Origin of the sequence: Vulgatibacter incomptus, assembly GCF_001263175.1 — a bacterium.
Lineage (GTDB): Bacteria > Myxococcota > Myxococcia > Myxococcales > Vulgatibacteraceae > Vulgatibacter > Vulgatibacter incomptus.
Genome location: NZ_CP012332.1, coordinates 3,794,297 through 3,808,592, shown reverse-complemented (window position 1 = coordinate 3,808,592; position 14,296 = coordinate 3,794,297). Strand labels below are relative to the sequence as shown.

Sequence of the window (14,296 nt, the reverse complement as noted above, 5' to 3'; positions counted from 1 at the left end):
CGCAGCCTCCCGTGACGGTCCCAGGCGGGAACACCACGGCTCCGTCGCCAGAGGCGCAGCAGATCCTCGACCAGATCCAGGGCTACCGAACCTGGCCGACCTTCCGAACGGTCCCGGAGCCGACCTTCTCCCAGGCCCACGGCGGGCGCTACCTGATCACGTACTACAACGGAGTCGTGGAGGCCGCGATCGAGCAGGACATCCTGCCGTTGCCCAACGGCGCGATCTTCGTGGCAGAGAATCGGACGAGCCCGGACCTCGGCGAGCCTCCGGTCCTGACGATCATGTCGAAGGCGCAGGGCCGCTGGTACTGGCTGCAGCTCGCGGACTCGCAGGTGCTCCAGGACTCCCGCGGCAGGCCGATCGAAGGCTACGGCGGCGGAGGGACCACCGCCTGCCTGGAGTGCCACTCGCAGAATCGGCGGAACGACTTCGTCTTCGGGCACAACTTCTCGCGGCCCTACTGAATACGAAGTCCCGAGGTGAGGATCGGCCCCGCGACGCGGACGCGATCCCCTCGAACCAATCAGCCCTGCGGAAGAACCTTCTCGATCGCCTGGACGAGCTCGTCGGAGAGGGGCTTCACCTTCGAGTCGAAGCGGGCCACGGGCACGCCGTTGGTGTCGACGAGGAACTTGGAGAAGTTCCAGCGCACCTCGCCGCGGAGCGCCTCCGGCGTCTCCATGGTGAGGGTCCGGTAGAGCGGCGAGATCTCGTCGCCCTTGGCGTGGAGCTTGGCCATCATCGGGAAGGTCACATGGAAGCGGGTGTCGCAGAACTTCCGGATCTCCGCCGCGCTGCCCGGCTCCTGTCCTCCGAAGTCGTTGGAGGGGAGGCCGATGACCACGAGTCCCTTGTCCTTATACTTCTGGTAGAGGGCCTCGAGGTCCTCGTACTGCGGCGTGTAGCCGCACTCGGAGGCGACGTTCACCAGGAGCATCGCCTTGCCGCGGTAGCTCGACAGGTCGACGGGCTCTCCCTCGAGGGACTCCAGCTTGTGGTCGATGATCACGGGCTTCGAATCCTTTTCTGCCGGCGCGGCCGGCGCGTGATCGACGGCCGCCTTCGCCGTCGGCTCCTGCTTCGCTTCACTACGGTTGCAACCGGCGACGGCGAGCGCCGCGCCGAGCACGATCCCGATCTTCTTGCTCATGGCGTCTACCCTTCCCCCAATCCGGCATCGCCCGCAAGCTCCGGCCGCGGCGGCCACGTCGCCCGGTCAGCGGAGCCACGCCGGGGCGGTGAGCCGCCTACGTCCGTCGCGCGCCAAGGGGACCTCGCCTTCCCCCTCGGGGAAGACGCGATCCCACCTCTGGCACGTGACCTCTTTGTGCGCTTGGTCGAGGGCCTCGCAGTAGTTGGTGAAGAAGCAGCGGCGGATCTCCCCGCCATGCCCTTCCCGCACTTTGCGGAACCAGTCGGGGTCGGCGAGGGACTGTCGCGCGGAGCCGATGGCGTCGGCATCGCCTCCACGCAGGATCGCCTCCGCCTCGTCGAAGGTCGCGATTCCCCCGGCGGTGATCACCGGCGTCTCGAGGCCCGCCTCCCGCGCCGCCCGCCGGATCTCGGCGGCGAGGGGCACATTCCGCGAGAACGGCCCCCGCTCGTCGATCCGCACGTGGGGCATGCACTCGTGTCCGCTGGGTCCCGTGTAGGGATAGGCCGCCGCGCCCTCCTTGGGCTGCCTCGCGTCCTCGAACTTGCCGCCCTTGGAGACACTCAGAAAATCCATGCCCGCCTTCGCGAGCTCGACGCCGAAGTAGACGGCGTCGTCCACCCGGCTCCCGCCCTCGATCACCTCGTCGCCCAGGAACCGGCAGCCCACGGCGTACCCATCTCCGACCTCCTGTCGTACCCGGCGGTAAACCTCGAGGGGCAAGCGCAACCGTCCCTCTCGCGACCCGCCGTAGCCGTCGTCGCGGGTGTTCCGGGCGGAGAGGAAGGAGGCCATGGTGTAGGCGTGGGCGTAGTGGAGCTCCACGCCGTCGAAGCCGGCGGCGGCCGCTCGCCGGGCAGCGTCGGCGAAGAGACCGGGAAGCACGGCCGGTAGCTCGCGGATGTGCGGCAGGTGCAGGTCGGTGACGCGCTCCCGGTAACCCTGGCGCCAGCTCTCGACATCCCGCTCGGAGAGGATCCCCGCGAGGACCTCGTCCGGCGCGTCGGCGAGGGCGCGCCGAAAGGTCGCCTCGTCCGCCTCGCTAAGCTCGGGCCGGCCCAGGGCCTCGGCGGCGCGAGCCCGAAGCGCCTCATGGACCGCGAGGAAGCGCGTGAAGAAGGCCTCCTTGGTCGGGCGGCGTTTGATCGCGAGGAAGTCGATGAGCTGGATGAGGAGGCGCGTCCTGCCGCCGCTCGCCTCCCGAACGGCGTCGACCAGCCGGCGCAGCCCGGGGACGTAGCGGTCGTGGCCGATCCGCAGCAGCAGGCCGCTGGGCACGTCGCGGATCCCGGTCGCCTCCACCACGATCACCCCAGGCTGCCCTTGGGCGAAGCGGGCGTACCAGTCCACCACCGCGTCGGTGACGAAGCCTTCCTCGGTGGCACGCCAGGGCACCATGGCCGGAATCCAGGTGCGCGCCTCCGCCGCGAGCGACGGGCCGAGCCGCAGCGGCGAGAAGAGGACGGAGGCCTCCGCCTCGTCCGCCGTGGGCCAGCGGGAGACCTTCGGCAGCGCTTCGAGACGGCGGTCGGACAAGGCTCCTCCCGGATGGAATGCCGCGCATCGTAGCAAAGCGGCCACCTCGGCCGTTGTGCCGACGGCTCCGATCGTGCCACCGTCACGTCATGGCTGGGGATCCCGGATCGGGGTGGCGCCGGATCATCGTTCACGCCGACATGGACGCGTTCTTCGCTGCGGTGGAGCTCCTCGACCGGCCCGACCTCCGCGGGAGGCCGCTGATCGTCGGGCACCCGGGGGCGAGGAGCGTCGTGACCACCGCTTCCTACGAGGCGCGCCGCTTCGGCGTGGGCAGCGCCATGTCGATGGCGGTCGCGATGAGGCGATGCCCCGAGGCCGTGGTCCTCCCGCCCCGCTTCCAACGCTACAAGGAGATCTCCTCCCGGGTGATGGAGGTGTTCTCCTCGTTCACGCCGCTCGTCGAGCCCCTTAGCCTGGACGAGGCCTTCATGGACATGAGCGGCACGGCCCACGGCTCGCCCGAGGAGCTCGGCCGCAAGGTGAAGGAACGGGTCTTCGAGGCCACCGGCCTCAAGGTGTCGGTGGGGATCAGCGCCACCAAGTTCGTCGCCAAGGTCGGGAGCGACCACCGAAAGCCGGACGGCCTCACGATCGTCCCGCCGGACGAAGCCCGCGCCTTCCTCGAGCCCCTGCCTCTTCGCCGGCTCTGGGGCGTGGGCCCCAAGACCGAGGCTCGCCTCCTGGACCTGGGCCTGCGGACCATCGGCGACGTGGCGCGGGCGTCGCCGACCCTCCTCGCGTCGTCTCTCGGCCAGCAGGGTCCCCACCTCATCCACCTCGCGAGGGCGGAGGATCCACGCGAGGTGATTCCGCACCGCGAAGCGCAGAGCGTGGGCTCCGAGGAGACCCTGGAGAAAGACGTGATCGGCGCGGAGGCGATCCGCCCCTACCTGCGCCGCGCCGCGGACAAGGTGGCGGAGCGACTGCGGCGGCACGGCGTGGTCGCCCGCGGCGTCCGGGTGAAGCTGAAGACCGCCGACTTCCGGATCCACGCCAGGCAGACGCGCCTCTCGCGGCCCACCGATGGCTCGGCGCCGCTCTATGACGCGGCGGTCGGGCTACTCGGCTCGTTTGACCTCGGGGAGGCGATGCGGCTGGTCGGCGTGACCGCCTTCGACCTCGCGGAGCCGACGGCGCCGGTCCAGGGCGAGCTCTTCGGCCCCGACCTCTCCCGACGCCGCCTCGACGGCGCCATGGACGCCGTTCGAGCCCGCTTCGGTGCCGGCGCGATCCGGCGGGCGAGCGAGCTCGAATGACCCGGCCTCCGCCACGGGTCCGAGGGACACCAGAGCTCCCGTGGAGGGCCGGCGCCTTCCGCATTTGCCTGGGCGCCCTCCTCCTCCTCGCCCTGGCCATTCCGCTGGCCGCGATCGGCGCCGGTCCCCGGAGCGACGTGATCATCTGTGTGGACGATCCGCTCGCCAGCGCCGGCGCCGCCGCCCAGCTGGATCGGTGGATGTCGACCGCCAACGTCCGTGCGATCGGGCCGGATTGTAGCGGCGCAACGTCCCCGACCACCTACCTGGGCCACTTCGAAAACCGCGGCCCCTCCCTCGCCTTCCGGCTCCGAAGCCCGGGCGGCCTCGTGCTCGAGCGGAGGGTTCCCTGGATCGCCGGCCCGGAGCGCGCGCTGAGCCGCCTGGAGCTCGCGGGCCGGCTCTCGGAGTTCTCGCTCCTCCTCGAGTCGTTGCTCGCCGAGGATCGCGTCGCCCTCACGCTCAACCCGATCGCCGCCGAAGCTGCGGTGGAAGAAGCCGTTGCTGGCGTCCAAGCGCCGGGACGCGAAGATCCCTCCGGACCAACGCCTATTGCCCCCGTCGCGACTGGCCGGTCCGGGCCAACCAAGAGTCCATCCGCCGATCGAGCGGGCGCGGGATCGGGCCGGAACGCACCACGGGCGGCTCCTCCCTCCTCGGGAAAGGGTCGAGCGAAGGTACCCGGTGGGAAGTCGCAGCCCGGATCCAAGCCCGGCCCCAAGGCTCCGCTCCCGCCCACCGGAACCGCCAGCACCGAGCCGAAAGGAAAGGATCCCGACGAGCCCGCCGTCTCTCCGGACGACGCCCGCGACGGCTCGCCGCAGTCTACCGACCCTCTCGCACAGGCGGGAGCCGGCCAGCCGTCCTCCGGCCCTTTGAGATCGCCCGTCGATAGCAGGGACCCGCCGGACCGGCTGTCCGGGGGAGTCGAGCCGCCTGCTTCCGCCCATCGCGTCTTCGACGTCCGTGGCGGCAACGCCGAGGACTTCGGGCACCCGCTCCCCCCGCCTCCCGACCCCGAGACCGTCGAGGACTTCGGAAAGGTGCCGGAGAGCTGGTGGCCGGATTGGCCGTTGCGGGCCGAGGCGGACGCCGGCGTCAGATGGATGAGCCCGGGACTCTTCGCCCCCGGGGCAGGCGCGACCCTCTCCTTCGGGCCGACCTACTTCCGCGCGGGCCTCCAGCGCACCGCGACGTGGAACCTCGGAGTCCCGATCGACGTCACGGCCCTCTCGTTCAGCGCGGGGTGGAAGTCCGACCTGCTCCGCCGGGGCGCCTGGAGCCTCGATGGCGCCCTGGGCGTCGCCGTCGACCGGGTGGGCGTCCGCCGCCGCGACTCCGACGACCCGGCGGCCACCGCCTACTGGGACCTGGGCCCCTCGGCCGGATCGGCGTTCGGCTTCCGCCACGGCGGCTTCTCGAGCCGGCTCGGGCTGGAAGCGCAATGGACCCCCACCGCCCGGACGATTCAGCTTCCGGAAGGGCCCTCGGGAGCGCTCGCCGCCGCCTCCGGCCGTGTATTCTGGTCAATCGGCTGGGAGGGGTGATCCAGATGAGCGGCACGCGACATGAATGGGACGATGGGGTCGGCACCCGGCAGGCCCCAGCGTCGACAAGGGTGGGTTGATGCTCCAGGCATGCAAGGCGGGAGATCCCGCGGCGTGGGAGCAGTTGTTTCGAAAGAGGAGCGCCCAGATCTACCGCTGGGCCATTCTTCTCGGCCTGCAGCCATCCGAGGCCGAGGATGCAGCACAGGAAGTTTTCATGATCGCAACCCGACGGATCGAGACTTGCAGAGCTGAGGAGGCGATGACCTCCTGGCTCTTCCAGATCACCCGCCGGGTCGTCGGAAACGTCCGACGGAGCTCGTGGTTCAAGCGGAGCCTGTTCGGCGACCGGCCGACCGAACCCGCTTTCGACCGGCAGGATCCGGTGAACCTCTCGCAGGAGCTCGCGGTCCGCCAGTGCCTCGCCAAACTTCCGAAGGCACAGGTGGAGGCGCTGGTGCTCCTCGAGGTAGACGGCCTCACCCGCGAGGAGATCGCGGAGGCCCTGGGGATTCCGCCCGGGACGGTAGCGAGCCGGGTTCGGCTGGCCCGGGAGGCCTTCCGAAAGGCCTGGGAGGAGAGCTCCGAACCAGAGGAAGCGGGGCTCTCGTGGGGGAAGCGATGACACACATGGATTCCATCGACGAGCTTCCAATCGAATCGCTCCGCGCGCTGGCCGATGCCCGGCCGACCGACGCGGCGACCCGGCGAATCGTGGAGGGCGCGCTCCGCGCCTCCAAGATGGGCGAATCGCGTGCCCCTTCGTCGCCCCTCTTCGGCAAGTGGATGGTCCCGGCTTTCGCCGCGGCGGCCGTCGCCGTGGTGGCAGTGGTGGGTGCCCAGTCCGACCGGCAGCCGGAGGGCCTCGGGGAGCAGGGCCGCCACATGGCCGCCGCCAAGGCCGACCTCCGGTTCCCGGAGAAGGGCAGCGTTCAGGAGGCCAGCGAGTCGGAGACCCGCTTCGGGGTGGGCCCGCACCGGATCGCGATCGAGCCCGGCGGGAGGCTGCGGGTCGAGCTCGCGGAGCCCAACGCCACCGAGCTACGCGTGGAGCAGGGGCGGGCGCACTTCGACGTGGAGCATCTCTCGACCGGACAGCGCTTCCTCGTCCGCACCGAGCAGGTCCTGGTCGAGGTGGTCGGGACGCGGTTCTCGGTGTCGTCGGCGGGCACGTGCAGCGTGGTCGCGGTCGACGAGGGCCGGGTGCGGATCACCGATGCCCAGGGTGTACAGCGCTTCCTGTCCGCTGGCGGGGAGCATCGGTTCTGCGGCGATCGCAAGGGGACGGAGGCCGAAGGGCTCCTGCGCGAGGCGCTGGTCCTGGTCTCCAGCGGCAATGAGCTCGAGAAGGCGGCGGGCCTCCTCTCTCGGTTCCGCTCGGCGAACCCCGGCGGGATCCTCGGGGAAGAAGCCCTCTACCACCTCTGCCTCGTGGAGGCCCGGCTCGGACACGCCGACAAGGCCAGGGCCCTCGGTGACGAGTTCTTCGCCAGCTTCCCCGACAGCGATCGCGCCGAGCGCCTTCGCGAGTGGCTCCAGCAGCCAGCCGAAGTTCACTAGCACGCATTCATCCGGCGGCGCCGCGTCCGGTTCGGTCACGACCGAACCTTGGACCGGCGCCGTTCGTTTTAACGGTCCTCGATCGAACACTTGAAGCGATGGCGATCGTGACTATTTTCGCGGGTGCGGCGAGGGCTCGGCTGGTCGGGCGGCCGCGGCGGGAGTCACGCCGATGCGTCAGGTAGCGATCGCCCGCCACGGAGGGCCGGAGGCCCTCGAGCTCCAGGAAGCCCCTGATCCAGTTCCAGGTCCCGGGGAGGTCCGAATCCGCGTCCGAGCCTCGGGCGTCAATTTCGCCGACGTTTTGGCCCGAATGGGCCTCTACCCGGACGCTCCACCTCCGCCCACGGTGGTCGGCTACGAGGTCGCCGGCGAGGTCGACGCGGTCGGCGCGGACGTCGAAGGGATCCAGGCGGGCGATCGGGTCTTCGCCCTGACCCGCTTCGGCGGCTACGCGGAAGCCGCGGTGGTCGCCTCCCGCCAGGTGCTGCCGATCCCCGAGGGGAAGGACTTCGTCCAGGCGGCGGCGCTCCCGGTCAACTACCTCACCGCGTTCCTCATGATCGATCGGTTCGCGGCCGTCCGGCCCGGCGATCGGATCCTAATCCACGGCGCCGGCGGCGGCGTGGGCCTCGCCGCCCTCCAGCTCGCGAAGGCGCTGGGCGCCGAGACCTTCGGCACGGCCAGCGCGGAGAAGCACGAGCGGCTTCGGGCGCTCGGCCTCGACCACGCCATCGACTACCGCTCACGCGACTTCGAGGCGGAGATTCGCGATCTCACCCAGGGTCGAGGCGTCGACGTGGTGCTGGACCCGATCGGGGGAGAGAGCGCGAAGAAGAGCTACCGCTCCCTTGCGCCCCTCGGCCGCCTCTTCCTCTACGGCCTGTCGGCGAGCAGCGCCGGCGGAAAGAAGCGCAGCCTCGCCACCGCCGCCAAGGCGCTGGCCCAGACCCCGATCTACCACCCGATCAAGCTGATGAACGACAACAAGGGGGTGTTCGGGATCAACCTCGGCCACCTCTGGGGCGAGTCGGCCAAGATGCGGGAGATGCTGGACGAGCTAGTCCGCCGCTGGTCCTCCGGCGCGATCGATCCGCACATCGACTCGACCTTCCCACTCGAGGAGGCCGGGAAGGCCCACGACCGGCTCCAGGAGCGGCACAACTTCGGCAAGGTCGTGCTCACCGTCTGACGCTGTCTCTCGAGGGCCGCAACTCGGGCGCGAGGCGAGTCTTCAGCTCCAGAGCTCGGCCATCACCCGGGCGAAGTCGCGCACGGCGCGTTCCTGCTGGATGTGGCGGCCCTCGGAGACGATCTTCACGCCGCGCGCCCAGACCTCCCGCACGGCGGTTCGCTCCGCCGAGAAGACCATCGTCGGAAGCAGGGCCGGACCGGCGGCGCCGCAGATCGAGGGATCGTCCAGGTCGACGGCGACGAGATCCGCGGAGAGGCCCTCCTCGATCCGACCCGACGGAAGCCCCAGCGCGCGGGCGCCGGACCGGGTGGCGCAGTCGAGGAGGCGCGCCGCCAGGCGGTCGGGGCGATCGTCGCCCTCGTCGCTGCCCAGGATGGCCCGCTCGAGCTTCTGCAGCCGGAGGTGGTACTCGAGGGCGCGCGCATCCTGGAGAGGCGCGATCTCGATCTGCGAGTCGGTGCCGAAGCAGATCCGCGCCCCGGCGGCGAGGAGCTCCTTCGCACGCACGATCCCGTCGCCGAGGTTCCGCTCGGTGGTCGGGCAGGCGCAGATGGTCGCACCGCGGGATCCGAGGCCGTCGATCTCGCCTTGCTCCAAGTGAACGCCATGGACACCCGTGAAGCGCTCGTCCACCCATCCCTCGCGCAGCGCCAGCGCTCCGGGGCGGAGCCCATGTTCGGCGACCGATTCGTCGATCTCCCGCGGCTGCTCGGAGAGGTGCATGTGGAGGGGGAGCCGGTGCGCCTGCGCGTAGTCGGCGAGCGCGCGCAGCCACTCGAGCGGGAGAGCCCGGACGCTGTGGGGCGCGACGCCGGTCCGCATTCCGCGGCCCCGAAGCCGCTGCACCGCGCCGAGGGTCTCGTCTGCGGACCGATCGATGAAGCGGATCTGGCGCGGATTCGGCTCGCGCCCGAAACCGGCCCGCGCGTAGCCGACCCGCAGCAGCACCAGCTCGACGCCGGCGTCGGAGGCGGCCTTCGCCACCCGCACCGCAAGCTCGTCCGGGTCGTCGTAGCGGCCGCCCTCCGCGGGGTGGTGCAGATAGTGGAACTCCCCCACGGAGGTGATCCCGGCGAGGGCCATCTCCACGAAGGCCATTCGGGAGATCGCCTCGAGCTGGTCGGGGTCGACCCGCATGGCGGCGGCGTACATCTGCTCGCGCCAGGTCCAGAAGTCGTCGGTCGCCCTGCCCTTCTGGCGATACTCCGACCGGCCTCGGATCGCGCGCTGGAAGGCGTGGCTGTGGCCGTTCACGAAGCCCGGAAGGAGCGCCCTCCCGGCGAGCCGCGTGAGGGTCGCGCCCGGCGCAGGCGGCGCGACCTTGGCGATGGTGCCGTCGTCGCCGATATGAACGGCAAGCCCGCCGCGGAGCGAGCCGTCGACGTAGACGAAATCCGGAAGGAGGATCTCCATACCGCTGGGTATCGCACAATCAGGTGGCCCGCGCAGCGGCTTCGAGGGCGAGCTCGAGGCCGAAGTCCATCTCGAGAGAGTCTGGAATCGGCTGGTTCTGCGGGCCTCAGTTTTGGATGGACGCGTTGGACGTCTCACCCGTCCGCGGGGGCGGCTCCTGGAGCGTCGGTGAAGCCTCGGCAAGCTGGTGCCTCTGGAGCAGCCGCTTCTCCGCCTGGCGGGCCGCGTTCCGCTCCATGCCTTCCACGTGGGAGGCCGCGTTCTCGCACGCGATCGCGACCACGCTGTGGTGGCGTTCTCCCAGCTCCTCCCAGCTCCGTGTCCGGGCCTGGGTCTCCAGGAGCCTGGCCTCCAATCTCTCGAGCTCGTTCATCCGCTCGACCTGCTCGCGATCGAGGGCCGCTCGCTGTTCCTCGAGACGAGCGCTCGCCTTGCAACCGGCGCCGGCGAGCACCGCTACGCCAATGACCATGCAGAACCGCTGCTTGCGTTCCAGGTCCACGCTCCCCTCCTGCGCGCCCATCGAGCCCTAGAGAGCGGAGCCCCCGCCCCGCCCCCGAACGGCGGGCCCCGAACACGGCCGCCGAGAGGGGTGAAACTCGCCATCGCCCCTGCCCGGTGCAACCAAGTTGCCCACCTATCGCGACCCGTGCACCGGAGGAACCTCCCCCGGGGCGCCGTGCGTCGGATCGTGGATGGAGACCGGGAGGCGGCAGCCCCAGGGAGGTTCCGGGCGACCCGCCGTGGCCGGTGGACGGCGCTCGGCCCGCCCGATCGACAGACCGCCCCGTCCGGAGGAATCGACAGGTCAAAGGACTGGACCGATTGATCGTTCAGCTAGGGGCCCGGCTCGATGGCGGCATCCGCTACGAGAGCAGACGCACCAGAGTCCCGGCACCTATCCGGGGACCACCTTCAGCATCGCCTTGCCGTCGTGGATCACGACCTTGAAGTCGATGTTCGAAGTCTTGTGCTTCTCCAGGAGCCCCGGAACCTGGCCCCGAAGTTTCGCGGCGAGACGCTCGAAGCTCACGCCATCGGCGCTCTCGCCGCACCGGCGCTTCGCGAGCACGTAGGAGTCGTAAATCGCACGGAGCCGTGCGTCCGAGATCGAGCCGGAGGCGGGCGGCACCCGAGGGCCAGCCGGCGATTCCTTGCGAACCGCAGGAGCCTGAGTTGTCGCGGCTTCGCGCGGGTCCGGCGACGAGGCAGCGACCCGCGAGTCGGAGACACCACCAGCCTCGGCGGCCACTCCGGCTCCGGCGGCGCTCGCGGCCCGAGCAGTCGCGGAAACGCCGGCCCCCGCTTCACGCGAGCGGCGGAGGCGGGCTCGCGCGAGGTCCGGCGCGTAGGTGCCCTCCTCCCTCTCGCGAACGACGCGGCTCCACATGCGCTCGTACGAAAGAAAGCGGTTGTACAGGGCGTCCAGGCGAAACCGTACGGCCGCGCCACGCGGCGCAGAGGCCTTCAGCTTCAGCAACGCACTGCGGAGCTGGGCGTGATCTTCGGCAGGAGGCATTCGCGCCGTGCCCTGGAAGAACTGCTCATAACGGACCTTCAGCGCCTCGGTCGCGGCCTCCAGCTCGGCCACGCGCCGAAGGGCCTCGTCCCCTCCGCCGCCGGTGTTCTTCGACATCCCAGCCATCGGGGGAGACTCTACCAGACCGAGACGCCCCGCACGACGACGCCGCAGAGCCATGTGCCCAGAACGGAAGCGGCCCGCGCAGGTCGTTCCGCGCGGGCCACTTCGAACTACCGGGTTTCGAGACGCCTACCGTCGGCCGGCGACCGTGATCCGGGCAGCGGCGCGCTTCACGCGGGCCCGCTCGATCGCGGCGGCTTCCTCTTCCTGGCGCAGGGCCTTGAGCCGCTCCTGCGCCTGGGCAAGGGCGGCCTTCGCCCGATCCACATCGATCTCCGAGACCGGCTCGGCGCTCTCCGCGAGGACGATGACCTTGCCCTCGGCGACCTCCACGAAGCCGCCTCCGACGAAGTAGTGCTCTTCCTTATTACCCACCGTGTAGGAGAGCTCCCCCGGCTGCATCACCGTGAGGAACGGCGTGTGGCCAGGCAGCACGCCGAAGCTCCCGTCCGCGCCGGGCGCCTTGACGGAGTCCACCTCGAGCGACAGCAGCTGACGCTCGGGGTGACGATGTCGAGCTGAATCGCCATGGGGTTCCCTTACGCCGCCATCTTGGCGGCCTTTTCGAGGACGTCCTCGATGGTGCCGCACATGAGGAAGGCCTGCTCGGGGACGTCGTCGTGCTTGCCCTCGAGGATCTCCTTGAAGCCGCGGACCGTGTCCTCAATCTTCACGTAGCGTCCCGCCACGCCGGTGAACTGCTCGGCGACGTGGAACGGCTGCGAGAGGAAGCGCTGCACCTTGCGGGCGCGGGACACCACGAGCTTGTCCTCGTCGGAGAGCTCGTCCATGCCGAGGATGGCGATGATGTCCTGGAGGTCCTTGTAGCGCTGCAGAGTGTTCTGCACGCCGCGGGCGACATCGTAGTGCTCCCTGCCGACCACCGCCGGATCGAGGATCCGCGACGTCGAGTCGAGGGGATCCACGGCGGGGTAGATGCCCATCTCGGAGATGGCGCGGGAGAGCGTCGTCGTCGCGTCGAGGTGGGCGAAGGCCGTCGCGGGCGCCGGGTCGGTGAGGTCGTCGGCGGGGACGTAGATGGCCTGCACCGAGGTGATGGAGCCGTCCTTGGTGGAGGTGATGCGCTCCTGGAGGCCGCCCATCTCGGTGGAGAGCGTGGGCTGGTAACCCACGGCCGAGGGGATGCGGCCGAGGAGCGCCGACACCTCGGAGCCCGCCTGGGTGAAGCGGAAGATGTTGTCCACGAAGAGGAGAACGTCGCGCTTCTCTTCGTCGCGGAAGTACTCCGCCATCGTGAGGCCGGAGAGGGCCACGCGGGCACGAGCGCCGGGGGGCTCGTTCATCTGACCGAAGACGAGAACGGCCTGGCTCTTCTCGAGGTCGTCGGGCTTGATCACGCCGCCCTCGATCATCTCGCCGTAGAGGTCGTTGCCCTCACGGGTACGCTCACCGACGCCGGCGAAGACCGAGAAGCCGCCACGCTCGATGGCGACGTTCCGGATCAGCTCGAGCAGGGTCACGGTCTTGCCCACGCCGGCGCCGCCGAAGAGGCCGATCTTGCCGCCTCGGGTGTAGGGGCAGAGGAGGTCGACGACCTTGATACCCGTCTCGAGCATCTCGGCACGGACGACCATGTCGACGAACGGAGGCGGCGTCCGGTGGATCGGGTGCCGCGCCTCGGCATTGGCCGGGCCCTTCTCGTCGATCGGCTCGCCGACGACGTTGAAGATGCGGCCGAGCGTCGCCTTGCCCACGGGCACCGAGATCGGCGCGCCGGTCGACTTCACTTCCTGGCCGCGCACCAGACCGTCGGTCGAGTCCATCGCGATGCAGCGGACGGTGTTCTCGCCGAGGTGCTGCGCCACCTCGACGACCAGGTTGTCCTGGCGGTCGTCGATGGCGGGGTTGGTGACGGTGAGCGCCGTGAAGACCTCGGGCAGCGAGCCCGCGGGGAACTCCACGTCGATGACGGGACCGATCACCTGGGTGATCCGTCCGTGGTTACGACCAAGCTTGGTGGCCATGTTCTTTCCTGCGTCCTGGGATCCGCCGAGAGACCCGTTCCTGAATTCGTTCGATGCACTCACGTTCGCGTTGCCCTTACTTGAGCGCCTCTGCGCCGGAGACGATCTCCATCAGCTCCTTGGTGATGTAGGCCTGGCGCGCGCGGTTGTACTGAAGCTTGAGCTTTCCGATCAGCTCGCCCGAGTTCTTCGTCGCGCTCTCCATCGCCGCCATGCGGGCGCCGTGCTCGGAGGCCACGGACTCGAGGAGGGCCCTCCACACCTGCATCGCGAGGTGCCGGGGAAGCAGCTCGTTCAACACCGCACCGCGGTCGGGCTCGTAGAGGAAATCGACCTGGCCGCCGGCGACGCCCTCGTCAGCCGGCTCCGTCGCGATCGGGAGGAGCTCCACGATCGTCGGCTTCTGCGAAATGGCCGACTGGAACTGGTTGAAGAGGAGGAAGACCGCGTCGAGCTTGTCGTCGAGGTACGACGCCTGGAGCTCCTCGGCGATCGACTTGGCCTTGTCGAAGGTCAGCTCCTCGAACACACCCGGGTAGTCGCGGCGCGTCTGGATGTTGCGCGCGCGCACGAAGTCCCGGCCCTTGCGGCCGATGGTCGAGACCTGGATCCGCTCATAGCGGTCCTGATTCTCGTGGAGGAAGCGCTGGGCGCGCCGAAGGACGTTCGAGTTGAACGCACCGGCGAGGCCGCGATCCGAGGTCATCACCACCAGCTCCACCCGCCGCGGCACACGGCGCTGGAGGAGAGGATGAGCCTCCTCGTCGGCGTACGTCGCGATCGCGTCGAGGGCCTCCTCGATCTTGTCCGCGTACGGCCGGGCCCGGAGCATCGCGTCCTGGGCGCGGCGCAGCTTCGCCGCGGCGACCATCTTCATCGCCTTGGTGATCTGCTGGGTGTTGCGCACCGAGCCGATGCGCCTCTTGATGTCTCTCAGCGAAGGCACGCCTTGCTCCTACATGACGGTCCGGGGAGCCGCCCTTGGCCGCTCCCCGAACCCGAT

General features: G+C 70.0%; 13 protein-coding genes and 1 pseudogene. 6 read left to right on the top strand and 8 right to left on the bottom strand.

Annotated elements, in window-relative coordinates:
• Positions 1 to 11: 11 nt before the first annotated feature.
• Complete coding sequence (locus AKJ08_RS16010; RefSeq protein WP_050726986.1) at positions 12 to 467, top strand: hypothetical protein; 456 nt, start codon at positions 12 to 14, stop codon at positions 465 to 467.
• A 59-nt stretch (positions 468 to 526) separates the two neighbouring features.
• On the opposite strand, the gene AKJ08_RS16005 is transcribed toward AKJ08_RS16010, so the two are convergent.
• Both AKJ08_RS16005 and AKJ08_RS16000 read right to left on the bottom strand, forming a co-directional pair.
• Positions 527 to 1,153 (bottom strand): glutathione peroxidase, encoded by a 627-nt coding sequence (locus AKJ08_RS16005; protein WP_082343274.1) that lies wholly within the window; start codon positions 1,151 to 1,153, stop codon positions 527 to 529.
• Positions 1,154 to 1,219: 66 nt separating this feature from the next.
• The gene (locus AKJ08_RS16000; protein ID WP_050726985.1) at positions 1,220 to 2,692 is read right to left on the bottom strand and encodes an oxidoreductase; all 1,473 of its coding nucleotides are present in this window, start codon (positions 2,690 to 2,692) and stop codon (positions 1,220 to 1,222) included.
• A gap of 17 nt (positions 2,693 to 2,709) precedes the next feature.
• On the opposite strand from AKJ08_RS16000, the gene AKJ08_RS15995 reads away from it, so the two are divergent.
• The 5 genes from AKJ08_RS15995 to AKJ08_RS15975 all read left to right on the top strand — a co-directional run bounded on the left by AKJ08_RS15995 (position 2,710) and on the right by AKJ08_RS15975 (position 8,250).
• Positions 2,710 to 3,951 carry a DNA polymerase IV gene (locus AKJ08_RS15995; RefSeq protein ID WP_157370755.1) on the top strand — a complete coding sequence of 414 codons (1,242 nt, stop codon included), beginning with the start codon at positions 2,710 to 2,712 and terminating at the stop codon, positions 3,949 to 3,951.
• Positions 3,948 to 5,498, top strand: a complete 1,551-nt coding sequence (locus AKJ08_RS15990) for a hypothetical protein (RefSeq protein WP_050726983.1) — start codon at positions 3,948 to 3,950, stop codon at positions 5,496 to 5,498. Before AKJ08_RS15995 ends, AKJ08_RS15990 begins: the two co-directional genes overlap by 4 nt.
• Before the next feature lie 25 nt (positions 5,499 to 5,523).
• A complete protein-coding gene (locus AKJ08_RS15985; protein WP_082343273.1) occupies positions 5,524 to 6,123 on the top strand; it encodes a sigma-70 family RNA polymerase sigma factor in 600 nt (199 codons plus the stop codon).
• 5 nt (positions 6,124 to 6,128) lie between these two features.
• Complete coding sequence (locus tag AKJ08_RS15980; protein WP_050726981.1) at positions 6,129 to 7,058, top strand: FecR family protein; 930 nt, start codon at positions 6,129 to 6,131, stop codon at positions 7,056 to 7,058.
• Between the two features lie 172 nt (positions 7,059 to 7,230).
• Positions 7,231 to 8,250, top strand: a complete 1,020-nt coding sequence (locus AKJ08_RS15975; protein ID WP_050726980.1) for a synaptic vesicle VAT-1 family membrane protein — start codon at positions 7,231 to 7,233, stop codon at positions 8,248 to 8,250.
• A gap of 42 nt (positions 8,251 to 8,292) precedes the next feature.
• Here the strand turns inward: AKJ08_RS15975 and AKJ08_RS15970 are convergent, their stop codons facing one another.
• From AKJ08_RS15970 to atpG, 6 genes and pseudogenes are all read right to left on the bottom strand, one after another.
• Entirely contained in the window at positions 8,293 to 9,666 is a 1,374-nt protein-coding gene (locus AKJ08_RS15970; protein ID WP_050726979.1) for a formimidoylglutamate deiminase, read from the bottom strand.
• A 106-nt stretch (positions 9,667 to 9,772) separates the two neighbouring features.
• The gene (locus tag AKJ08_RS15965) at positions 9,773 to 10,168 is read right to left on the bottom strand and encodes a hypothetical protein (protein ID WP_050726978.1); all 396 of its coding nucleotides are present in this window, start codon (positions 10,166 to 10,168) and stop codon (positions 9,773 to 9,775) included.
• Between the two features lie 396 nt (positions 10,169 to 10,564).
• Positions 10,565 to 11,302 carry an MXAN_5187 C-terminal domain-containing protein gene (locus tag AKJ08_RS15960; RefSeq protein WP_050726977.1) on the bottom strand — a complete coding sequence of 246 codons (738 nt, stop codon included), beginning with the start codon at positions 11,300 to 11,302 and terminating at the stop codon, positions 10,565 to 10,567.
• Positions 11,303 to 11,437: 135 nt separating this feature from the next.
• Positions 11,438 to 11,838: pseudogene (locus AKJ08_RS15955) on the bottom strand (F0F1 ATP synthase subunit epsilon).
• A 9-nt stretch (positions 11,839 to 11,847) separates the two neighbouring features.
• Positions 11,848 to 13,293: a F0F1 ATP synthase subunit beta gene (atpD, locus tag AKJ08_RS15950; protein WP_050726976.1), complete on the bottom strand. Its 1,446-nt coding sequence runs from the start codon at positions 13,291 to 13,293 to the stop codon at positions 11,848 to 11,850.
• Between the two features lie 76 nt (positions 13,294 to 13,369).
• Positions 13,370 to 14,239 (bottom strand): ATP synthase F1 subunit gamma, encoded by an 870-nt coding sequence (atpG, locus tag AKJ08_RS15945; protein ID WP_050726975.1) that lies wholly within the window; start codon positions 14,237 to 14,239, stop codon positions 13,370 to 13,372.
• Positions 14,240 to 14,296: the final 57 nt, after the last annotated feature.